Source organism: Streptomyces sp. NPDC039424 (genome assembly GCF_055639495.1).
The window spans coordinates 320701-342362 of sequence record NZ_JBVKAI010000006.1 but is presented as its reverse complement, the minus strand read 5'-3'; the positions used below and the strand labels follow the sequence as shown (position 1 = coordinate 342362).

Here is a 21662-nt window from a genome sequence, read left to right as displayed (position 1 = left end):
CTGAGCTCGACCACGGGGACGGAACCGACGCCGAAAATCCACGCGCAGTTCCCCCCAAGGCCCAGGCACGATGGCGCCTGTGAACCATGTCCTGTGCGGCCTCGCCGCGAATGCGGCCCTCCCCTCCGAACTGGTCGACCGGCTGATCGCGATCGCGGACGCCGACCTCGCCGAGGACCTCGCTCGTCGTGCGGACCTCACACACGCGCAGGCGGTCGCGCTCTCCTCGCGCGTCGAGGAGAGCGCGGTGTCGCTGGCGTGGGAGGGCCGGCTGACCGCCGACGACATCGATCCCGTGGCACGGCCGGATGCCGCCCTCGCCCTGCTCGACGCCGGTGCCGGAAGCCCGGAACTGGCGCGCCACTTCGCGGCGGATCCGGTCCCCGAGCGCCGGGAGAAGCTGGCCGGCTGTTCCGGTCTCCCGGCCGATGTGGTGGAAACGCTCGCCGCGGACGCGGACATCCGGGTCGTCGCGGAACTCGCGTTGTGGACCGGGCCGGACGTGGCCGCCAAGCTGGCGAGGCACCCGCATGCCGAGGTCCGCCGAGCGGTGGCGGTCAACGAGGCGACACCACCAGCCGTACTGGCCGCGCTGATCACCGGCCAGGGGCTGCCTCCCGCGCGGCGGTGCCTGGTCTGCGACCGTGAAGAGACGCCGTTCGTGCACGAGCGGCAGTGCCCGCGGCTCGACTGCGATCTGCTGCCGGGCGCCTCCTGCGACGGCTCCCACGAGTCCACCCTGCACGACACGCGACTGGCGGCGCTCCGCAACCCGGCCACACCCACCGAGGCGGTCGTCGCCTACGCCGGCCATCCCTCGATGCATCTGCGCTGGGCACTCGCCGCCCGCCCGGATCTGCCCCCCGAGGTGTACGGACGGCTCGCTGAAGATCCCGTTCCCGGTGTCCGAGCCGACCTCGCCGGGAATCCCGCGATCGACGACGCCCTGATCCGCCTCCTGGCCGACGACCGTGACCCCGACGTACGGCGCGGCCTCGCCCACAACCCGCGCGTGCCGCTCGACGTGCTCACCCACCTGGCCGGGACCACCAGGATCGGCGCCACCCTGCTGCCGCGGATCGCCGCCGCCTCTCCCGCCGAGGTCGAGGAGCTGGCCCAGTCACCGAACCCGGCCGTGCGGATGCTCCTGGCCCAGCGTCGCGATCTGCCGGCCGGGATACGCGACGCGCTGGCCGCCGACGCCGACGCGAAAGTGGTCAAGTCCGTCGCCGCGCACCCGGGTCTGTCCGACGCGCAGTTGCGCGCCATGGTCGAACGGCACGCGGTCCAGGTCCTCGCCAAGGTGGCGGCCAACCCGGACGCGACCGCGGCACTGCTGGAGGACCTGGCCCGACACGAACCACCGGTGCGTAAAGCCTTCCGCGAGATCGCCCGGCACCGCAACGCGACACCCCCGGCGCTGCTCGCCTGCTTGGCGGACGGACGAGCGAGGCCCATGGCCGCCGGCCATCCCGGACTCCCGGCGCCGGTCATCGTGGAACTGCTCGACGACACCGACTGGCAGGTGGTGGAAGCAGCGGCCGCCAATCCGTCACTACCGCCTTCCGTGATGTCGGATCTGATGCCCGACGCCGCTTCCAGGAGGTAGAGCCCCATGAACCAGCGGCGACGCAAAAAGCTCTCCCGGGGTGTCTTCGGAGCGATTCTGCTGGGTGACGCCGCCCGCGTGCAGGCGCTTCTGCGGGCCGGAGCCGACGCGGAGCGAGCGGACAGCGAGGGCGCCACGCCTTTGTACGTGGCGTCCGTGAACGGAGAAGCGGAGATCGCCCGCCTGCTCCTGGCCGCCGGGGCCCCTCCCGACGCGGAGAGCGGCGGACTCGGCTCGGAGGGCACACCGCTGTGCGCTGCCGCGTGCTGGGGGCACACCGAGACCGTGCGCGCACTGCTGGCGCACGGCGCCGATCCGAACCTCCGTGAAGATCACGGCACGGGCCGCTCCCCGCTGGACTGGGCGCACGAGGGCCCCCATCCGGAAACCGTCGCTCTCCTCATGGCGGCCGGAGCGACCCCCCACCAGGCAGGCGCGCCTGCGAGCCTGGACGTGCCCGCCGAACGACCGACGAGTGAGGGACGCACCCGGCAGGTGCGCCCCTCACGGTGACGGGAAACCGAGCCGGGATGACGGGAGAACCGGCTCGGTGGTCACTTCGTCCGTGTCACCGGTGGTGGGGTGACGTCAGGTAGTGCTGCCTGAGGAGCTCCTTTCCGTAGTCGTTGCCGTTGGGGGTGCGGATGATGGAGTGGACGTGTTTCTGCGTGGCGCCGCTGCCCTGCTTGGCGCCGTACGCGCCGGCGAGCGGTCCCGGCGCCTGGCAGTCGACCTCGATCCACACGACCGGGCTGTGGACGCGGACGTAGAAGGCGTCGTCGTCGCCGGTTCCGCCGGCCCAGGTGACGTACGTGTCCTTGAGGTGCTTGCGGACCTCGGCCAGCTTCACCTTCGCCACATCGGCCTTCGCGCGGCCGACGAAAGCCTCCACGATGCCGAGGAGCTTGGCCTTCTGGACGGCAGTCAAGGCGTTGCCGCGGATGCCGGTGTACGCCTGGACCGTGTTGTCGGAGAACGCGCCCGCCTTCATGGACTCGTTCGACTTGGCCGAGGACTCGATGGCGACCTTCTGCTGCGCCTCGGTGAGGGAGTTGATGAAGGCGAGGCCGGCGACGACCTCCTCGTGGCAGACGGTCACGGTCTCGCCGTCGATCTCCATCGAGGTCGGCTCGGAGCCCCAGAAGCAGGGGCTCATGACGACCTGGTCGCCCAGGACGAAGTAGTTGATCACCAGGTGGTGGCCGTCGAACTGGAAGCCCCAGGGCTCGGTCGCCGACGGGGTGCCCATCAGGGTCCAGTAGTAGGCGTCCTCGTTGAAGGACGTGGTGTTGTCGATCGCCTCGCCGGCCGCCTGGTTGATCCGGCGGATCTTCTCGGTGGTCTCCAGGCCGTCGGCGCTCAGCGCGGCCTTCAACAGGGCGGTGCCCAGGGCTTTCTGGTCCGCACTCAGGTGAGGCCCTGCTGGTGGCCGTCCTCGGTCACCACCTCCGCGGCGATGACCTCGCCGTCGGCGAAACGAGCCGCCAGAGTGCCGGTCGGCTGACCGCGCTCGTTCAGGAAGCCCAGGTCGGTCGCGCCGCCCGTTCGGCGTTGCAGCCCGCCCTGGCTTCGCTCGGCGGCGTCGGTGACACGCTGGTCCAGATCCCCGAGCAGATAGACGCGCTGGACGAAGACCGTGGTGAGCGCCATGGCCGCGCACACGACGACCATGGTCACGGAGACGAAGAGCACCAGGCGGACCCGTAGCGAGCGCCGGCCCAGGCCGGAGCCGGACCGGGCCGCGCCGCGCGGCTGACCCGTCATGTCCATTCGTCCGCGGCTCTGATCGCGTATCCCACGCCGCGGACGGTGCGGATCATCGGCGCACGCCCTTTGTCGATCTTCGCGCGCAGGCCGTAGATGTAGACCTCGACCAGATTTCCCTCGCCGTCGAACGAGGCGTTCCAGACGTGTTCGAGGATCTGCGCCTTGCTGAGTACCTGGTGCGGATGGCTCATGAGGAACATCAGGAGGTCGAACTCCTTGGCGGTCAGCGCGATCGGCGTCCCGTCACGCCGGACCTCGCGGGTCCGCTCGGCCAGTACGAGGTCACCCAGCACCCGTACGGGTCCGCGGTCGGACGTCTCGGCCGGGTCGGCACGGCGCAGCAGGCCGCGCAGCCGCAACATCACCTCCTCCAGCGAGAACGGCTTGGTCACGTAGTCGTCCGCGCCCGCCGACAGCCCGTCGATCCGGTGCTCCAGCGCGTCACGGGCGGTCAGCATCAGCACGGGCAGTCTCGTGTTCTCACTCCTCAGCCTGCGCAGTACCTGCACCCCGTCCACATCGGGCGGCATCCCGTCGAGGACGACCACATGCGGGACGCAGTCACGAGCGATGCGCAGCGCGCTGCGTCCGTCCTCCGCCGGGAAGGGCCGCCACCCGGCCTCGGTCACGGCCGCGGACAGCAGCTCGGTGAGCTCGGGCTCGTCGTCGACTATCAGCACGCGAACCGTGTCCGCACGGGTATCCAAGGCGCCAGACATGAGTAGACCTTCTCTCCGTTCGCCATGGACGCCATGTGTGCGAGCTGGGTGTGCGCCATGGGCCGACGTCCCGGTCGCCGGCCCACGAAGAGGCGTCGGCGACGGGCTCAGCTTCTGCCCTGGAGCCGCCAGATCTGGTTCTTCTTGGTTCCCAGGGCGCCGGCGGGGTCGCAGGCCCACTGGTGGATCAGGGCCCGGGGCTGGGTGGAGACGTCGGAGACGTCGACGCACTTGCCGCTGTGGACGGCGACGAGCTGGTAGTCGTGGCTGTTGCCGAGTACGGTGACGGGGTTGAGTGTGAACATCTGGTTGGTCTGGCCGTTGCAGGTGTACTGGTCGACGGCGGCGCCGTCGGCCGTGGAGGCACCGGAGACGTCCAGGCACTTGCCGCTGAGCTGGTTGACGACGGTGTAGGTGTTGGTCCGGCCGGAGACCGGCTTGAGGTCGAGCATCTGCTGGTAGCCGCCCTCGCAGTAGTACTGCTGGTACTGGGTGCCGTCGGCGGTGCTGAGGCCGGTGTCGTCCAGGCACTGGCCGCTGTTCTCACTCACGGCGACCGTGGAGACGGTGGTGTTGGACGGCGGCAGCAGGGTGACCGTGTACCCGTCCTTGGCGTTGGACCAGGGGAGGGACAGCGAGGTGGCGTTGTTGCCGACCGTCAGGGTGGTGTCGGAGATCGTCTCCGGGCCGGTGACCGCGGCGCCGTTGTTGTACGGGACGCGCTGGACGACCGCGCGGACCCGGCCGTTCTCCACCACCGACGTCGTGTTCAGACCGGTGAGGTTGACGGTGACCGTGCCGGTGTTGCCGCTGCTGCCGAGCAGCACCTTGGCGTTCTTCGCGGTGTTGTCCTTGGTGGCCAGGCCGTCGGTGCCGGTGCCCGGGACCAGGTTCACGATGTTGCCGGTCTGGGAGCCGTAGTAGCGGTACATGAACCACTCGCCGAGTGGCAGATACTGGCCCGCGCTGTTCTTGGTGAGCAGGTTGGCCTCGTAGTCGTGCAGTTTCGTGCCCGAGGCCCAGTTGCCGCGCAAGCCGTCGGCGCCGGCGCGCTCCAGGCGGCCGATGAACCAGGCGCCGCCGCCCGGGGACTGCATGGACAGGGTGGCGTACTCGTTGATCTGGTACGGGCGGGTGTTGGCCAGGCCCGCCGCGGCGAGGGTCGAGTTGGCGCGGCCGACGTCGGTGACGGGGTCACCCGGCTCGTCGTGCCAACTCCATATGTCGGGCGCCACGTTGTTGGTCTTGGCGTAGGACAGGAAGGTCGTCCACCAGGTGTTGGACGAGTTCGGCTGGCTCGCGGTGCTGGGTCCGACGATCAGCTGGTTCGGGAACGCGGCCCGCACCCGGGCGTAGAACCGCGACCACATCTGCAGGTACTGACTCTGCGAGGCGCCCCAGAAGTTGCTGCCGTCGGGCTCGTTCCACAGGTCCCACTGGACGGACATGTTGTTGGCGCGTACGTCGTTGACGAGCTGGGTGACGAAGTTGTCGAACTGCGTCCAGTCACCGTTGTCGCCGGGCCAGCCCTGGCTGGTGGTGCCGTCGGCGCCCCACAGGTCGTGGGGGAGCAGGACGAACGTGCCGCCGAGCGCGACGGTCCGCTTGTACTGGGCCAGGGTGGACTTCCAGCGGGTCTGGTAGTCGGCGAGGCTGGTCGCGTAGCCGCCGCTGTTGAGCTGGGCGCCGCCGGCCCGCATGAAGTGCCACTTGACGTCCTTGAAGAAGTGGTCCTGGGGCAGCGAGCCGTCCGGGGTCATCCCGTAGATCGTTCCCGAGGCGTGGTACGTCGGTGCCCCTCCCGCGGTGGCGAAGTCCACCGTGACGCTGGTGTCGGCGGCGTGCGCGGTGGTGGCGGGCAGCAGGCTCGCCGCGAGGGCCGCCAGCAGGACGGCGGCTCTGGACAGCGGGCGTGGTGATCGCAGGTGCATCGGCGGCTCTCCCGATGGTCGAAGGGTTGCCCAGGATGACGAACCGGTTCGATCGCGCCCGGCTCACATCGGCCCCGAGCTGTAAGGGGTCTGCTCGATGGAGTTCAGGGACTTCTACGGCTTCGTCGAACCGGTTCGCCGGAAGCTAGCACCGCCGGAAAGGGTCAGCAACACCCACGACGTGGATCGGAGGCAAGACTTGGGCAATCGCGCGCAAGGCATTGACACCCGCTCCGACTCGCTCCTACTTTCCCCTCACGCGAACCGGTTCGACGATCGGCTCGCTCTCGAACCGGTTCGACGAAGGAGTCCCCGTGAACATCGGTGAGATCGCCAAGCGGGCCGGTGTCTCGCGGAGCACCGTGTCGTACGCGTTGAGCGGCAAGCGCCCGGTGTCGGACGACACCCGGCAGAAGATCCAACGGGTGATCGACGAACTGGGCTACCGGCCCAACGCCAGCGCCCGTGCCCTGGCCAACGGCCGGACCAGCACCATCGGTCTGGTCTTCCCGCCTGCCGGCAACCACTTCACCGGGATGCAGCTCGACTTCATCGGCAGCGTGGTGGAGGCCGCGGCGGCCTACGACTACGACGTACTGCTCTCGCCGAGCGGTGTGGACAGCGACCGCTCGTTCCAGCGGCTGCTGGCCGAGCGCCGGGTCGACGGCGCGATCCTGATGGAGATCAGGCTTCAGGACGACCGCGTCGACCATCTGGTGGCCGAGGACTTCCCCGCAGTCTGCATCGGCCGTACCGCCCGCCCGGACGGTGACTGGTGGGTCGGCCTGGACCACACCGCGCTGGCGGCGGCCTGCGTCCATCACCTCGCCGACCTGGGCCACCGCAGGATCGCCTTCGTGAACCGGCCCGAGCGCCTCCTGCGGGCCGGGTACGAGTCGGCGCACCGCGGGCTGGACGGTTTCACCAAGGCCGCGGCGGAGCGCGGGCTGACCGTACGGACGTACTGCTGCGGCGACGACGCCCCCTCCGGACAGGTCTGCCTGGAGCAGATCCTGCACGACGACCCGGCCACCACCGCGCTGGTCACGCTGAACGAGGCCGCGCTGGGCGGCCTCTACCGGGGCCTCGCCATGGCGGGCCGCCATGTGCCGCGCGACTTCTCCGTCACCGGGATCGTGGCCAGCCGCTGGGCGGAGACGGTGACCCCGCAGCTCACGGCGGCCGACGTGCCGGCGGAGCAACTGGGGCGGCTCGCCGTCGACCTGCTCGTCGAGCGACTCGGCCACCCCGAGGCAGCACCCCGCCACCACCTTCTCGCCCCGCCCATCTCCCTCCGGGCCAGCACCGGGCCCGCCCACTCCCACCCGGCCCCCGATCCCGGCGCCACCACCTGACACGGCGCGCGGTCCCGCGTGTCCCGCAGCCCCGTACACCACCCGTCACCGCCTCTTTCCTCGCCCGACGGCTTCCTCGGCATGCCCCGGAGCAGGACGGCTTCCTCGGCATGCCCGCGCCCACACCACTAAGGAACGCGCCATGAACAGATCCACCCCACGGCGACTCACCGCCGCGGCCCTGACCGTCGTAGCCCTCGCCACCGGCACCACCGCCTGCTCGTCGAGCGGCAGCACGTCGAACAAGGGCGCGGACAACGGCACCTACACCATCTGGGACCCCTACCCGCAGTTCGCCAAGGGCTCGGCCTGGACGAAGCTGCTGGACGGCTGTGGGAACAAGGCCGGGGTCAAGATCAAGCGGACGGCGTTCGACACCAGCGACCTGGCGAACAAGGCGCTGCTGGCGGCCCAGCAGGACAACTCCCCGGACGTGCTCATCGTCGACAACCCCGTGGTGTCGACCCTGGCCGAGGCGGGGGTACTCACCACGACCGCCGACAACAAGGTGGACACCTCCAAGGCCGACCCCAACCTGCTCGCGGCCGGACAGTCGGACGGAAAGACGTACGGCACCCCCATCGGCGCCAACACCCTCGCCCTCTACTACAACAAGAAGGTCCTCGAAGCCGCGGGCGTCGACATCGCCTCCGTCAAGGACTGGGCGTCCCTGACGGCGGCTCTGGAGAAGGTGAAGAAGGCGGGCAAGAAAGGCATCACCTTCTCCGCGATCGGCACGGAGGAGGGCAGCTTCCAGTTCCTGCCGTGGTTCTGGGGCGCAGGCGCCGAACTGACCCGACTGGACTCCGCCCAGGCTGAGTCGGCGCTGTCCCTGTGGACCGGCTGGACGAAGAAGGGCTACACCCCCAACTCGGTGCTCAACAACACCCAGACCACCAGCTGGCAGGAGTTCGCGACCGGCGACTACGCGTTCGCCGAGAACGGCACCTGGCAGCTGGCCAACGCCGAGAAGGCCGGCTTCGAGTACGGTGTCGTCCCCGTCCCCGGCGCCGAGGGAGGCAACGCCGCGGCCCCGACCGGCGGCGAGTTCGTCACCGTCCCCGTGCAGGGCGACACCGGCCGCTATGCCACCACACGCAAGCTGGTGTCCTGCCTGACCAGCACCGCGAGTCTGTACGACACCGACACCACCCTGTCCTACGTGGCACCCACCGGTGAGGTGCAGGCCAAGCAGGTGGCGGCCGACGCCAAGCTCAAGCCCTGGGTGGAGGCGGTCAAGGCGGCCAAGGGGCGCACCAGCGACGACCTCGGCACCAAGTACCCCAAGATCTCGGAACAGATGTGGAAGGCGGTCCAGACCGCCCTGAGCGGGGCGAAGTCCCCGAAGGACGCCCTCGCGACAGCCCAGAACGCCCTCAAGTAGCCGGACCACAAGGGCCGTTGATGAACCACACGACACACCTGCCGGACCACCGGCCCGCGCTCGACCGGACCGGGACGGCCACCGCCGCCCAGCCCCCGGCCCGCCCGGCGCCACGCCGCCGCCCCCGCTCGCAGCAGTGGGCCGCCTGGGCCTTCCTCACACCCGTCACCCTCTACCTCGGCCTCTTCTACGCCTATCCGCTTTACCGCAACCTCGACCTGAGCCTGCGCCACTACACCGTCCGCTCCTTCGTCCAGGGCGACGCACCCTTCACCGGCCTCGCCAACTACCGGACCGCCCTCGACGACCCGACGTTCGGCCCGGCACTCACCCACACCGTGGTGTTCACCGCCGTCTGCCTGTTCTTCCAGTACGCCATCGGCCTGGCCCTCGCGGTCTTCTTCAACCAGCACTTCCGGCTCTCCGCGACCCTGCGCGCCCTGTTCCTGGTGCCGTGGCTGCTGCCGCTGATCGTGTCGGCCTCCACCTGGTCGTGGATGCTCAACACCGACTCGGGCGTCGTCAACGCGGCCCTGCACATCGTGGGCATCGGCCCGGTGAACTGGCTGACGTCACCGTCGTGGTCGCTCACCTCGGTGATCATCGCCAACATCTGGATCGGTGTCCCGTTCAACCTGGTCGTGCTGCACAGCGGTCTGCAGTCGATCCCCGGCAGCCTGTACGAGGCCGCCGCCATGGACGGCGCGAACGCCTGGCGGCGCTTCTGGCACATCACCTTCCCGCTGCTGCGCCCGGTCTCCGCCATCACCCTGCTGCTGGGCCTGGTCTACACGCTCAAGGTCTTCGACATCATCTGGATCATGACCAAGGGCGGCCCCGCCGACTCCTCCACCACCTTCGCCACCTGGTCCTACCGGCTCGGCTTCGGCAACCTGCTCCCCGCCTTCGGCCCCGGAGCCGCCGTCGGGAACCTGCTCGTCGTCGCCGCCCTGCTCTTCGGCCTGGTGTATCTGAGGGTCCAGCGAAAGCAGTACGCCTCATGACCGTCGACCGCACACCCCGGCCGCGCCGAGGACGGACCACCTGGTGGAAGACGGCCACGGGTCTCGTGCTCACCGCCGTCATGCTCTTCCCGGTCTACTGGATGCTCAACGTGTCCTTCACCCGCGACCAGGACATGCGCAAGACCCCGCCGGACCTGTTCCCCGTGCACGGCACGCTGGAGGGCTACCGGGCCGTCCTGGACCAGCAGTTGCCCTACCTCGGCACCAGCCTCGTCATCGGCCTGGGCACCGTGATCCTCACCGTGGCGCTCGCCGCACCCGCCGGCTACGCACTGGCCAAACTCCGCCCCCGCGGCGGCGGCGTGCTCAGCTTCCTCCTCCTGGCCGCCCAGATGATCCCCGGCATCATCATGGCGATGGGCTTCTACGCCATCTACCTGAGCCTCGGTCTGCTCCAGTCGGTGCCCGGCCTGATCATCGCCGACTCCACGCTGGCCGTCCCCTTCGCGGTGCTGATCTTCACCGCGTTCATGTCCGGCATCCCCGGCGAACTGCTCCAGGCCGCGAGGACGGACGGAGCCGGACCCGTCCGCACCTTCTGGTCGATCGTCCTGCCCATGAGCCGCAACGCCGCCGTCACGGTGTCGCTCTTCGCGTTCCTGTGGTCCTGGTCCGACTTCGTCTTCGCCAGCACCCTCGCCGGCGGCGGCGCACACGAGCCGATCACCCTCGGCATCTACCACTACATCGGCAACAACAACCAGGAGTGGAACGCGATCATGGCCACCGCCGTCGTGGCCTCACTGCCCGCGGCCGTGATCCTCGTCCTGGCACAGCGTTACGTCGCCGCCGGTGTGACCGCGGGAGCCGTGAAGGACTGACCCCGCACGTACCCGGCGCCCCCGAGAAGAAGCGAGTAAGCCTTCATGACCGTTGCCCCGCCCGGCCCGGCCTTCTCCGTCCACGACATCCCGTTCAGCACGCACGGCTCCTGGTTCGGCATCTCCCCGGTGCTCGCGGAGAAGACGTACGCCGAGGACCTCCACCTGGTCTCCCACCAGAACGGCATGCACGCCGTCCTGCGCCTGGTCCCCGTCGACGCGACCACGGGCGAGAGGGCCGAGACCCGGATCACGGCGACACCGAGCCTGCTCAGCTGGGCCCACACGGGCGGCCGGATCGACCTCGCCTACGAGTCGCCGGACACCGTGCGTCTGCGCGGGGAAGGACCGGGCCTGCGCATCGCCGCGGCGGCGTGGACCCTGACGCCCTTCACGGGCACGTACTTCTTCCGCGACCCGGTCGACGGGGCATACGTCTTCACCTCGTACGAGACCGGCCGCCGTTACCGGATCACCGTCCTCTCGGGCATCGTGGCAGAGGCCTGCGGCAGCCAGGCCCTGAGTGCCGCCGACCGAGGTCTCACGATCACCGCGGATGCCGACGGAACCTGGGAGGCCGCCGTCGAGGAAATCGGCAGCGCACGCCGCCCCTACACCGCCTCGTCGACGTTCGGCCAGGTCGCGGCGGCGGCGGAGCGGGCCTTCGCCGCCTTCGCCGACGCGGTGGCCCCCTGGCGCTCCTCCGGCACCCCGGCCGCCGAACTCGCCGCGTACGTCCTGTGGTCGGCGACAGCCGGCCCCGCGGGCCTGGTCACCCGGCCCGCGGTGCTGATGTCCAAACACTGGATGGACAAGGTCTGGAGCTGGGACCACTGCTTCAACGCCCTCGCCCTGGCCCCCGGAGCGCCCGCGCTGGCCTGGGACCAGTTCTCGCTGCCGTTCGACCACCAGGACGAGCGCGGAGCCCTGCCGGACTCCGTGACCCACTCGGAGGTCCTGTACAACTTCGTCAAACCACCCATCCACGGCTGGACCCTCACCCACCTGCGCAGGCGCCTGCCCGAGCCGCTCACACACACCCAACTCACGGAGGTCTACGACGGGTTGCGACGCTGGACGGACTTCTGGCGCACCGCCCGGCAGGCCCCGGGTGCGGCCCTGCCCCACTACCAGCACGGCAACGACAGCGGCTGGGACAACGCCACGACCTTCGATCCCGAGCGCGTGGTCGTCACCGCCGACCTGGCAGCGTTCCTCGTCCTGCAGTTGCGTGAACTCGCCGCTGTGGCAACGGAACTCGGACGCGCCGAGGAGGCCCGGGAGTGGCGGCGCGCCGCGGAGGAGACTCAGGCGGCGATGCTCGACGAGCTGTGGACGGGGGAGCGTTTCGTCGCCCGGGGAACCGACAGCGGCGACACCCGGAGCAGTTCCAGCCTGCTCGACCTGATGCCGATCGTCCTGGGCGAGCATCTGCCCGAGAAGGTCGCCAGGACGCTGTGCGCCCGGATCGAGGCCCACCTGACGCCGTACGGACTGGCCACCGAACTGCCCACCTCACCGCACTACCGCCCCGACGGCTACTGGCGCGGCCCGATCTGGGCGCCCGCCACCGTGCTCGTCGAGGACGGCCTGCGCCGCGGCGGCCACCACCGACTCGCCGACGAGGTCAGCGCCCGTTTCCGGTCCCTGTGCGAGACCAACGGCTTCGCGGAGAACTTCGACGCCCTCACTGGCACGGGCCTGCGCGACCGCGCTTACACCTGGACCGCCGCGAGCTATCTGCTCCTCGCCGAGGCCCACGAACTCCGTGCCGGAGCCGTCCGCCGCCCTGTCACGAAGCCGTACCGCGCAGATACCCGGGCACTGCCCACCACTGGTCAGGGCGGTCCACCACCAGCGCGTCCGGGCCGGTCTCGATGAACCTCCCGAGGCGGAGAAGGTACGCCGCGATGCCCGCCGCGCCCTGCATCCACGCCGTGCCCGGCGGCAGGAGCGGTGGATCCTCGCGGTGTTCCAGGAAACGCCAGCGGGCACCGGCCTCGTCCCGGATCGCCCGCTCCACCAACGCATCGCCCATCCCGCGCGCCGCCCGCACGAGGGTCGTCGCCGTCGCCGTCGCCCCGCAACCCTGCGCCGCGTCCAGAAGTACGTCCCCTACGCCCGCCGTTCCGCAGCAGCGGCCGTCGTTGTCCCAGAAGCCGGGACGCAGGCGCCGCGGAACTCCCGAGGTCAGGATCGAGGTCAGGCAGCGGTGCCGCAGCTCGTCGGTACCGAGGCCCGCCACCTCGGCCACGCCCGCGTGCGACAGCGCCGCGAACAGGTGCTGGGTACCGGCCGGACCGTGGCACCACGTGTAGGTCACCGGTTCCACCTCCCGCTTCGACGGCGGGATCGTGTGCGGGACGATGAAGCCGCCGTCCTCCAGCGAGCCCACGGACAGTACGTGTCGGGCTCCCTCCACCGCCGCCTCGACGAAGTCCTTCCGGTGCAGCGCCGCGCCCGCCACCGCCAGTGCCGCCGCCACCCCGGCGGTGCCGTGCGAGTAGTTCGGCGCCCGCCACCGCGTGTCCGCCGCGATCCCCCAGTCCAGGCCCGCGTCCGTACGGTCGGCCACGCGCAGCAGCGCCTCACAGCCGGTCGTCGCGATCGCCTCCGCGTACTCACCGCCCGCCCAGACCGCTGTCATCACCACACCGGCGGTACCCATGATGATGTCGTTCAGGGGTGCGTCGGACCCCGGAACGAACTCGACCGTGGTCTTCCAGCCCTCGGGGGTCGCCAGGTCGGCCAGCCGCCGCAGTGCGACCGACTCCCTGCCCGGGGCGAGCAGCCTAAGCGCCATGGCGTCACCTGCCAGACCGTCGTACAGCGACGGTTCCGTCCTGTGCCGCGCCTGGGCCGACAGCCTGGTCACGATCCCCGTCACCAGAGTCTGTTCACGCTCGTCCAGGTCCCGGTACCGCGCGATCTCCGCCAGCACCGGGGCCAGACCCGCGATTCCCGAGTACAGCGTGTCGCGGTCCTTCTCCGGCACGGTGTCCTGGCCGTGCTCCGGTACCACCTCCGGCAGCCATGGTCCTTCGTCCTCGCGCACCTGGTTCAGCACCCACGACCAGGCCGCCTCGCCCAGTTCCCTGTACACGTCGCTCCCCGTCACCCAGTCACGCTACAACCGCGCGCCCCCTTCGGGCGCGCCTTCGGCCTCATCAGCGCACGCCGACCCCGCACCCGTACGCGCGGACGCGCGGGTGCGTGCCGTCACCCCTGCGGCGCGCCTCGGCGAGCGCGGTCCGGCTCGGTCTTCGATGCTGTTGTCCGGGGGAGATGACCGCCGTCCGGCGGGTGCCCCCCTAGCGGTCGGCGCGCCGACGGACCTGGCCGCCGAAGGGGCGGAACGTTGATGAGGCTTGTCGTCGATCTCAACAAGTGCCAGGGATATGCCCAGTGCGCGTTTCTCGCGCCGGATGTCTTCGCCATGCACGGCGAGGAGTCGCTCGTCTACAACCCACGCCCCGGGCAGGAGCACCGGGAAAGGGTGGCGCGTGCCGTCGCGGCCTGCCCGGTGCAGGCGATCACGGCCGACGAACTGGACGTCCTGACCGGGCAGGAGGCGGCCCATGGCCGGTGACGCCTTCCTGGACTGGCTCAGGCGCGAGGGCCGGATCGTGATCGTCGGAGCCTCGCTGGCGGGTCTGCGGGCTGCCGAGACCCTGCGCGCCGAGGGCTTCGCCGGATCACTGACCATGATCGGTGACGAGCCGCACGAGCCGTACGACCGTCCGCCGCTGTCCAAGGCGGTCCTGCTGGGCAGGGCGTCCCCTCAGCACACCGAGCTGCCCCGGCGCCGCGAGATCGACGCCAAGTGGAGACTCGGTGTCGCGGCGACCGGCCTGGACCTGGCGGCCAAGAGGGTGCGGCTGGCCGACGGGGACGAGGTGGAGTACGACCGGCTGCTGATCGCGACCGGCGTCCGCGCGCGACCCTGGCCGAACGAAGCGGAGGCCCAGCTGGACGGGGTGTTCGTGCTGCGGACCCGCGACGACGCGGTCAACCTGCACCGCCGGCTGAAGGCCTCACCCCGCCGGGTGTGCGTCATCGGCGCCGGGTTCACCGGTTCGGAGATCGCCTCCGCGTGCCGGGATCAGGGCGTCGCCGTCACCGTGGCGGAGCGGGCGGACGCACCCCTGGTGGGCGCCCTCGGCGGGGTGGTCGGCGCGGTGGCCGCCGAGCTGCAGCGCGAGAACGGCGTGGACCTGCGCACGGGTGTCATGGTCACCGCCCTGGAGGGGGATTCCGGGGGACGGGTGCGGGCGGCCCACCTGTCCGACGGCTCCGTCGTCGAGACGGACATCGTGGTCGTCTCGCTCGGCGCGCTCCGCAACACCGACTGGCTGGCCGGATCCGGGCTCGGAGCGGGCCCCCGGGGCATCGCCTGCGACGCGGGCTGCCGGGCCTTCGACTTCCGGGGCATCGTGACCGACGACGTCTTCGTCGCCGGTGACGTCGCCCGGTCCCCGCACCCGCTGTTCGGCTACCAGTTCCTGTCGCTCGAACACTGGGGCAACGCGGTCACCCAGGCCGAGATCGCCGCGCACAACATGATCAGCGCAAGTGCCGAGCGGCGCCCGCACATGTGGGTGCCCGCCTTCTGGTCCTCACAGTTCGGCGTGAACATCAAATCGGTCGGGGTCCCCTCCATGGGCGAAGAGATCATGATCACGCAGGGGTCGCTGGCCGAATGCCGGTTCATCGGGGCGTACGGCTACCAGGGACGTGTCATCGGCGCCGTGAGCTTCGACAACACGCGCTGGCTGGAGTTCTACCAGCGGCTGATCGAGACGGCCGCGCCCTTCCCGCTGGAGTTCCCGACGGTGGACCGCCGTCCCGAGGGCCGACGGCCGGTCCCGGCGGACTTCCCCGACCCGTCCCTGCCGAGCCACGGCCCGACCGTGACCCTCAGCGGTTACTCACCGGCCGACCGGCGGCTGGTCTTCGCCCCCGCCCGCCACTGACCACCGGCCGGCGCGTCCTCCTGCGCCCTTCACGCCCCAAGGAACCCCCTCATGACGCAAGTCTCGCTCCTGCGCCAGATCACCGATCACGCCAACCGCGCCGACCCGTATCCGCTGTACAAGGAGCTCCGCAAGACGCCGGTGCTGCACGAGGAGGACGGAGGTCCCTACCTCGTCAGCTCCTACTGGGACATCCACAGCCTGCTCCACGACCCGCGGATCAGCTCCGACGCCGCCAATCTCGCCGCCGCGGGCACCGACGAACTGGGCGAGCCGGAGGCCACCGGGCTGCCGCCCAGCTTCATCCGGCTCGACCCGCCCGAGCACGACCGGCTGCGGCGGATCGCCAACCGCCCCTTCGGCCCTCCGCACAGCCCCCACCGGATCGATTCCATGCGCAAGGAACTCGCCGAGATCGTCTCCGGCCTGATCGACGGCTTCGGGGACGCCCGGCAGATCGACATCGTCGACCAGTTCGCCTACCCCTTCCCGGTGACCGTGATCTGCCGGCTGCTCGGCGTGCCACGCGAGGACGAGCCGCGCTTCCGGGCCTGGGTCGACCCGCTCGTGGCCGGCCTGGACCCGGACACGGGGCAGGACGACGCCCAGCGCCGGCAGGCCGCGCAGGAGGCGCGGGTCCAACTGGGCATGTACCTGGCCGGGCTGGTCGAGGAACGGAGCAAGGACCCTCGTGACGACATGCTGTCCCAGCTCGTGTCCGGCCACGGACCGGACGGCCCCATGACGACGATGGAGGTACTCACCACCGCCGTGCTCCTGCTGATCGCGGGACACGAGACCACGGTCAACCTCATCACCAACGGCATGCTCACCCTGCTGCGCCACCCGGAAATCCTGCAGAGGCTGCGCGACGATCCCGGCTTGGCCGTCAACATCGTGGAGGAACTCCTGCGCTACGAGCCGCCGGTGCAACTCGTGCCCCAGCGCACCTGCATCGCGGACATCGACGTGCGCGGCATCAACATCCCCAAGGGGTCCAGGATCTGGCTCGTGCTCGCCGCGGGCAACAGGGACCCGGAGCGGTTCGAGGACCCCGACCGGTTCGACCCGGACCGCCGTGACATCCAGCACCTGGGCTTCGGCAGCGGCATCCACAGTTGTTTCGGCGCGCCGCTGGCCCGCCTGGAGACACAGATCGCCCTGGCCGAACTGGCCCGAAGGATCGACAACCCCCGTCTGACCGAGGACCCGCCGCCGTACCGGAAGAACGCGGTTCTGCGCGGTCCGCGCCATCTGAACATCAGCATCGACGGCGTGCGCCCCTGACGGCCCTGTGCAGGGTCGGCACTCCCTCAGCGGCCTTCCCGCGAGCACTTCGCATGGCTGTCCACGTCCGGGCTGTGCGGGGCCAGGCAGAGGAAGAGGGGGCGCTTGGCCCGCTCCTCCTCGCTGAGCGGCAGGGTGAACTCCCGGTCGGGGGCGATGCCGTCCCGGACGGTGACGTGGTTGCGCAGGGCCTGCAGCACGTTCGACGGTGAGGCGGAGCCGCCGGACTGCGCGGATGCCTGTTCGATGGCGGCGGCTGCCGCCCGGAACGAGTCCGCTCCGGTGGAGTAGTCACTCCCGCCCTCGGGGCTGTGCAGGACCGGCCGGCCGGAGAAGGAGATGTAGTACAGGTCCACCGCGGTGTATTTGTGCAGCCGCGCCCACTCGGGCACGTCCTGGTACTCGATCAGCGTGTTGACGTCGGAGGCGATGACCGGGATGGGGGAGGACCTCGTTTCGCCGTCCCCGCCGCAGGTGTCCTGCACCCGTGCGAGCACCTTCGGGAGCTGGGTGCCCCGGGCGGCGTAGAAGGTCGTGCCGTGATCAGCCTGCAGTGCGCAGATCCGCTCGGCGAGGTCCGGCAGCCCCAGCGCGGTGGCGCTGCCGTTCCCGGGCCTGGGGGCCGGAACCTGCGCGAACCACGGGTCCTCGACGGCGATGTCGTGGGCTCTGAGCCGCCGGGCGAGGCTGTCGCGCAGTTCGCGGCTGTAGCGGTCCTTGCTGTCGTACACGATCAGCGCCTTCTGGCTGTCCTGGCCCACCGCGTGCCGCACCATGACCTCGGCCATTCGCTCGTTGGTCGGCTGGGTGTGGAAGAAGTTGCGCGCCTCCTCGGCCATGAAGTCGCCGGTGACGGAGGCACCGATCACGGGCATGCTGTCGCCCAGGCGGTTGATGGCGTCGACCGATTCCTGACGGCTCTGGGTGATGCCGATCACCGCGGACACGCTGCTGTCCTTCGCCGCCAGCTCCCGGACCCGGTCCGCGACCGCCTTGCCCTCACCGAAGGCGAAGCCGGTGTTCGCCACCAGGATCTTGAGCATGGGCGTGTCGTGGTCCACCATCGCCCGCTCGTTCCAGGTCTTCTGTGCCGCCACGGCGCCCTGGAGCTGCAGCACGCCCGCCGGGACGATCTGCTCGCTGCGCGCGTTGGGATCGGCCGTCAGGGGTGCCAGGAACACCACCGTTCGATGGGTTCCCTTCACCGCGGCGTTCTGGCTGCGGATCCGGTCCTGCAGATCACGCAGCAAGGACTGCGACTTCGCGCCGGTGAAATAACAGCCCTTCGCCTCGGTGTCGACACCCACGGTCTCCTTTCCCTCCCGCCAGGTGCCGGGGCAGGGATCGGGTGCGGGGGAGGGCTTCGTGACACGACGTCCGTCCGTGTCGTCCCAGGGAAGGCCGATCGCCGGGGCGTCGTTCCGGAACGCGAATCCCGCGGAGCACAGGATCGCCAGCAGCAGGGCCGGCACCGCCCACCCCGCGTGGGCCCGGACCGCGCCCACCTCAGGGGGTGTCACTTTGGCGTTGAGCGCCAGCCATCTGGCGACATCCTGCTGCTCGGGGCCGTCCTGGAGCAGCACGGCGATGCGCCGGGGTCCCGGCGTGTTCGCCGCCCGGCTTCCCGGGCGCCTCAGCACGGTGGCAGCCTCTTCGAGGCCGACGGACTGAATGGTGCCGGTGCCGGTGTCCTCCGGTTCGCCGCGTTGTCCCGCGAGAATGACCAGCGGGGGACGCGCTCCCTGCCCGACGAGCTCGCGGTGCGCTTGGAGGAACTGCCGTACCACCGCGGCCCAGGGGCCGCCGAGATCGGGCACCAGCAGCACGAAGGGCCAGAGCCTGCGGCGCCGCCAGGGCCGGAACCGGCTGGGCGCGACGGCCCGGGACAGATCCGTGAAGAGTGCTTCCAGCAGCAGGTTCAGCCTCAAGAGCCTCTGCTGTTCCGTCCCCGCCGCGCGCAACCGGGTCGCGGCCTGAATGAAGTCCCGGGAGGCCAGTCCGGCATTGGTCAGCCGGCGGGGGTACCACCGCATGGTGCGATTGAGCCTCCACCGGTGCCAGACCTGAAGGGGCCACGACAGCACCACGGTCCAGATGCCCGCCACCCATCGCGGCATCGCGGCGTTGTCGAACGCCTGCCGCACGGCGTTGAGAACCGGGGTGCGCTGCTCCCAGCGAGTCCACAGTCCCAGCGCCATGGCGCGGTGCGGATCCCGGGGAACACCTGTCTCCTCGTCGTCGAGCTCATCGCTGGGCATGCATACGTCGAGGACGTCCCGGCAGACCTGAAAGGCCGGCACACGCAGCGCCCCCGTGCGTCGCGGCATGGTGTTCTTCCACTCCGCGACGAGGAGGTCGAGCAGTTCTACGTCCGGCCTGGCATCCGAGGCCGTCGGCGGGGACTCGACGACAGCACGGGGGGCGAGGTAGGCCGCGTCGCCGTCGCGAGTCTCCACGAGCCGGTCGCCGTAACCCGAGACGAAGGCCTTGGCGTGTCGCGGTCCGGTCCCCTCGTCCCAGAGGACGAGTACGGGCGGCTCCCGTCCGCCGCTCGGCCGTGTCACCAGTTCGTCGAGGGCTTGCACGAAGTCGATCACATGTTCAAGAGCCGGTGGCGACACAGCCCTTCCCCCTCCCACATGGGCAGTTCTTGTGTGGGGATGATCCCGTTTGTGGAGGTCAGGACATGCCACTGCATCAGATTTGGCCGAACTTGCCCAAAAACGTCTTTTGGTAACCCGATCGGGATCACTCCCGAGATCAACGGGCGGCCCGGACAACGGCCTTCGGCGATGCGCGCGGCGAGTTCCTTCCCATCCGGTGGGTCCGGCTAGATGCCGAATGGTGCCGCGTAGCGGACGGTACCGCTGGGCAGCGGATGGCCGGCGTCGAGGGCGAGCGCCATCAGAGCCTCGTCCGGGACGTCGAAGGTGACACCGATGCCGTGGGTGGAGGCGCGGGTGAACCCGAACCGCGGGTAGTAGGGCGGGTGCCCGAGGACGGTGACGAAGTGCTCGCCCATGCCCTTGGCGGCCTCGAGCGAAGCACGGACGGCCGCGGATCCGGCGCCGGTCTTCTGATGCTCGGGAAGTACGGCGACGGGGCCCAGACACAGGGCCGGGACGTCGTCGATATGGCAGCGCGTCAGCAGCGCGTGGCCTACCACCATGCCGTCCTGGGCGGCGGTGACGATGGACAGGCCATCGATCCAGGCGGCGTCGGTACGCAGGGCGTCCACGAGGTCGGCTTCCAGCGGGGTCTCGAAGGCCGCGAGATCGATCTCGCGGATGGCGGAGAGGTCGGCGCCGGTCTCGGCGCGCGTGATCCAGTCGGTACGAGTGCTCATGACGGGATACGGATCCGTTTCATGGTCGCGTTCGTGCAGGTGTCACCTCGCGAGCTCACGCTCCCGGCGAGGGCGAATCCGGACGAGGTCAGACCATCGCCCAGGACGTGAGAATCGACCGGGCGCCGCGCACGGCAGTGGTCTTGAGCGCGGTCATCAACCTCACCTCCCTGAATCCCAACTCAGGCACACACGACCCCGAAAACCCCAGCAGCGCGTCGCTTGAGGCGAAGACGTGGCATTCACCCGCGACGAGCCGTGGCAGCTGACGTGGAGGCTGTCCCTCGGACGGTCAGCGGCGCCGCAGTGACGGGTCGAGCAGCGCGGGCGGGGTGTCGTGCTTCTCGTGGGCGGCCAGGTCGGTGCCGGGGGCGACGATCGTGTCGATCGCGTCGAGCACGTCGGCGGAGAGCACGGTGTCGGCGGCGGCGAGTTGCGAGTGCAGGTGGTCCAGTGTGCGGGGACCGATGAGCGCGCTGGTCACGGCGGGATGCGCGGTCACGAATCCGAGGGCGAGCTGGATCATGGTCAGGCCGGCCTGGTCGGCGACCGTGGCCAGCTGCTCGACGGCGTCGAGCCTGGCCCGGTTGGCGGGGATGGTGGTGTCGAAGCGTTGCGGCATGAACGTCGAGCGGCTGGTGGTGATTTCCCGGCCCTCGCGGATCGCGCCCGAAAGCCAGCCCGAGGCCAGCGGGCTCCACGCCAGCACACCGAGCCCGTACTCCTCGGTCACGGGCAGCACGTGGGTCTCGATCCCGCGCTGCAGAATCGAGTAGCTGGGCTGTTCGGTGACGTAACGGCCCAGGTGATGCTCGCGGGCGGCCCACTGGGCTTGCACGATGCGGTACGCCGGGAAGGTCGAGGAGCCGAAGTAACGGATCTTGCCCGCGCGCTGCAGGTCGGTCAGGGCCGACAGGGTCTCCTCGTCACTGGTGCTCGGGTCCCACCGGTGGATCTGGTAGAGATCCACGTGATCGACACCGAGGCGGCGCAGGCTGTTGTCCAGCTCGGTGACCAGCCAGCGGCGCGAACCGCCCTGGTGGTTGCGCTCGTCACTCATGGGCATGCCGGCCTTCGTGGCCAGCACGATGTCGTCGCGGCGGCCGGCGATGGCTTTGCCGACCATCACCTCCGACTCGCCGCGGCTGTACATGTCGGCGGTGTCGATGAGGTTGATCCCGCCCTCCAGGGCGGCGTCGACGATGGCGGTGGCCTCGTCCTGGGTGGTGCGCCCGATCTCGCCGAAGTTCATCGCGCCGAGCGCGAGGGAGCTGACCTGTACACCGGTGCGGCCCAAGGTGCGGTACTGCATGACCGTGTTCCTCCATTGCGGATGAAGCGTGGTGAAAACGCATAACTTGGTCGTCGGCCCCCTGCTCTGGCATCATGAGCAAGCGGAACCTTGTTCCGGAAACATACGGAACCTTGTTCCGTTTGGCAAGCTC

17 protein-coding genes and 1 pseudogene are annotated in these 21662 nt (G+C 70.1%); 10 read left to right on the top strand and 8 right to left on the bottom strand.

All coding sequences use genetic code 11. The features are described from left to right. Positions 1-79: 79 nt before the first annotated feature. Positions 80-1609, top strand: a complete 1530-nt coding sequence (locus ACZ7L0_RS18565) for a hypothetical protein (RefSeq protein ID WP_471243520.1) — start codon at positions 80-82, stop codon at positions 1607-1609. 6 nt (positions 1610-1615) lie between these two features. After that, positions 1616-2032 (top strand): annotated as a pseudogene (locus tag ACZ7L0_RS18560) (ankyrin repeat domain-containing protein); the annotation flags it as partial. Positions 2033-2177: 145 nt separating this feature from the next. Here the strand turns inward: ACZ7L0_RS18560 and ACZ7L0_RS18555 are convergent. The 4 genes from ACZ7L0_RS18555 to ACZ7L0_RS18540 all read right to left on the bottom strand — a co-directional run bounded on the left by ACZ7L0_RS18555 (position 2178) and on the right by ACZ7L0_RS18540 (position 6026). Further along, positions 2178-2984, bottom strand: coding sequence for a DUF3500 domain-containing protein (locus ACZ7L0_RS18555; RefSeq protein WP_471243519.1), 807 nt, complete (start codon positions 2982-2984; stop codon positions 2178-2180). A 32-nt stretch (positions 2985-3016) separates the two neighbouring features. Next, the gene (locus ACZ7L0_RS18550; protein ID WP_471243518.1) at positions 3017-3373 is read right to left on the bottom strand and encodes a hypothetical protein; all 357 of its coding nucleotides are present in this window, start codon (positions 3371-3373) and stop codon (positions 3017-3019) included. Beyond that, a complete protein-coding gene (locus ACZ7L0_RS18545; RefSeq protein WP_471243517.1) occupies positions 3370-4095 on the bottom strand; it encodes a response regulator transcription factor in 726 nt (241 codons plus the stop codon). The genes ACZ7L0_RS18550 and ACZ7L0_RS18545 overlap by 4 nt, the downstream gene beginning before the upstream one ends. A 107-nt stretch (positions 4096-4202) precedes the next feature. Next, the gene (locus ACZ7L0_RS18540) at positions 4203-6026 is read right to left on the bottom strand and encodes an RICIN domain-containing protein (protein ID WP_471243516.1); all 1824 of its coding nucleotides are present in this window, start codon (positions 6024-6026) and stop codon (positions 4203-4205) included. 314 nt (positions 6027-6340) lie between these two features. On the opposite strand from ACZ7L0_RS18540, the gene ACZ7L0_RS18535 reads away from it, so the two are divergent. The 5 genes from ACZ7L0_RS18535 to ACZ7L0_RS18515 all read left to right on the top strand — a co-directional run bounded on the left by ACZ7L0_RS18535 (position 6341) and on the right by ACZ7L0_RS18515 (position 12492). Next, positions 6341-7381 (top strand): LacI family DNA-binding transcriptional regulator, encoded by a 1041-nt coding sequence (locus ACZ7L0_RS18535; protein WP_471243515.1) that lies wholly within the window; start codon positions 6341-6343, stop codon positions 7379-7381. 142 nt (positions 7382-7523) lie between these two features. Then, positions 7524-8765 (top strand): sugar ABC transporter substrate-binding protein, encoded by a 1242-nt coding sequence (locus tag ACZ7L0_RS18530; RefSeq protein WP_471243514.1) that lies wholly within the window; start codon positions 7524-7526, stop codon positions 8763-8765. A gap of 20 nt (positions 8766-8785) precedes the next feature. After that, positions 8786-9769 (top strand): carbohydrate ABC transporter permease, encoded by a 984-nt coding sequence (locus ACZ7L0_RS18525; protein WP_471243513.1) that lies wholly within the window; start codon positions 8786-8788, stop codon positions 9767-9769. Next, the gene (locus ACZ7L0_RS18520; protein ID WP_471243512.1) at positions 9766-10611 is read left to right on the top strand and encodes a carbohydrate ABC transporter permease; all 846 of its coding nucleotides are present in this window, start codon (positions 9766-9768) and stop codon (positions 10609-10611) included. The genes ACZ7L0_RS18525 and ACZ7L0_RS18520 overlap by 4 nt, the downstream gene beginning before the upstream one ends. Positions 10612-10656: 45 nt before the next feature. Then, on the top strand, positions 10657-12492 hold the full coding sequence (locus ACZ7L0_RS18515; RefSeq protein WP_471243511.1) for an amylo-alpha-1,6-glucosidase: 1836 nt from the start codon (positions 10657-10659) through the stop codon (positions 12490-12492). Here the strand turns inward: ACZ7L0_RS18515 and ACZ7L0_RS18510 are convergent. Further along, positions 12404-13729, bottom strand: a complete 1326-nt coding sequence (locus ACZ7L0_RS18510) for a lanthionine synthetase LanC family protein (protein WP_471243510.1) — start codon at positions 13727-13729, stop codon at positions 12404-12406. The two genes, ACZ7L0_RS18515 and ACZ7L0_RS18510, sit on opposite strands and share 89 nt — an antisense overlap. Before the next feature lie 243 nt (positions 13730-13972). Between ACZ7L0_RS18510 and ACZ7L0_RS18505 the strand changes: the two genes are divergently transcribed. The 3 genes from ACZ7L0_RS18505 to ACZ7L0_RS18495 are packed head-to-tail and all read left to right on the top strand — an operon-like array spanning position 13973 to position 16871. Beyond that, positions 13973-14200: a ferredoxin gene (locus ACZ7L0_RS18505; RefSeq protein ID WP_471243509.1), complete on the top strand. Its 228-nt coding sequence runs from the start codon at positions 13973-13975 to the stop codon at positions 14198-14200. Further along, complete coding sequence (locus tag ACZ7L0_RS18500; RefSeq protein WP_471243508.1) at positions 14190-15584, top strand: NAD(P)/FAD-dependent oxidoreductase; 1395 nt, start codon at positions 14190-14192, stop codon at positions 15582-15584. The genes ACZ7L0_RS18505 and ACZ7L0_RS18500 overlap by 11 nt, the downstream gene beginning before the upstream one ends. 51 nt (positions 15585-15635) lie before the next feature. Beyond that, a complete protein-coding gene (locus ACZ7L0_RS18495) occupies positions 15636-16871 on the top strand; it encodes a cytochrome P450 (RefSeq protein ID WP_471243507.1) in 1236 nt (411 codons plus the stop codon). A gap of 26 nt (positions 16872-16897) precedes the next feature. On the opposite strand, the gene ACZ7L0_RS18490 is transcribed toward ACZ7L0_RS18495, so the two are convergent. From ACZ7L0_RS18490 to ACZ7L0_RS18480, 3 genes are all read right to left on the bottom strand, one after another. Next, positions 16898-19456: an ABC transporter substrate-binding protein gene (locus ACZ7L0_RS18490; protein ID WP_471243506.1), complete on the bottom strand. Its 2559-nt coding sequence runs from the start codon at positions 19454-19456 to the stop codon at positions 16898-16900. Positions 19457-19701: 245 nt separating this feature from the next. Then, the gene (locus ACZ7L0_RS18485) at positions 19702-20217 is read right to left on the bottom strand and encodes a GNAT family N-acetyltransferase (protein WP_471243505.1); all 516 of its coding nucleotides are present in this window, start codon (positions 20215-20217) and stop codon (positions 19702-19704) included. A gap of 292 nt (positions 20218-20509) precedes the next feature. After that, positions 20510-21529 (bottom strand): aldo/keto reductase, encoded by a 1020-nt coding sequence (locus ACZ7L0_RS18480; RefSeq protein WP_471243504.1) that lies wholly within the window; start codon positions 21527-21529, stop codon positions 20510-20512. Positions 21530-21662 lie beyond the last annotated feature (133 nt).

Bases quoted from the DNA above. Each gene is read 5' to 3' on its own strand.
- ACZ7L0_RS18550 (WP_471243518.1), bottom strand. From the start codon at position 3,373: ATGACGGGTCAGCCGCGCGGCGCGGCCCGGTCCGGCTCCGGCCTGGGC.
- ACZ7L0_RS18545 (WP_471243517.1), bottom strand. From the start codon at position 4,095: ATGTCTGGCGCCTTGGATACCCGTGCGGACACGGTTCGCGTGCTGATA.
- ACZ7L0_RS18540 (WP_471243516.1), bottom strand. From the start codon at position 6,026: ATGCACCTGCGATCACCACGCCCGCTGTCCAGAGCCGCCGTCCTGCTG.
- ACZ7L0_RS18530 (WP_471243514.1), top strand. From the start codon at position 7,524: ATGAACAGATCCACCCCACGGCGACTCACCGCCGCGGCCCTGACCGTC.
- ACZ7L0_RS18525 (WP_471243513.1), top strand. From the start codon at position 8,786: ATGAACCACACGACACACCTGCCGGACCACCGGCCCGCGCTCGACCGG.
- ACZ7L0_RS18520 (WP_471243512.1), top strand. From the start codon at position 9,766: ATGACCGTCGACCGCACACCCCGGCCGCGCCGAGGACGGACCACCTGG.
- ACZ7L0_RS18515 (WP_471243511.1), top strand. From the start codon at position 10,657: ATGACCGTTGCCCCGCCCGGCCCGGCCTTCTCCGTCCACGACATCCCG.
- ACZ7L0_RS18505 (WP_471243509.1), top strand. From the start codon at position 13,973: ATGAGGCTTGTCGTCGATCTCAACAAGTGCCAGGGATATGCCCAGTGC.
- ACZ7L0_RS18500 (WP_471243508.1), top strand. From the start codon at position 14,190: ATGGCCGGTGACGCCTTCCTGGACTGGCTCAGGCGCGAGGGCCGGATC.
- ACZ7L0_RS18495 (WP_471243507.1), top strand. From the start codon at position 15,636: ATGACGCAAGTCTCGCTCCTGCGCCAGATCACCGATCACGCCAACCGC.
- ACZ7L0_RS18485 (WP_471243505.1), bottom strand. From the start codon at position 20,217: ATGAGCACTCGTACCGACTGGATCACGCGCGCCGAGACCGGCGCCGAC.
- ACZ7L0_RS18480 (WP_471243504.1), bottom strand. From the start codon at position 21,529: ATGCAGTACCGCACCTTGGGCCGCACCGGTGTACAGGTCAGCTCCCTC.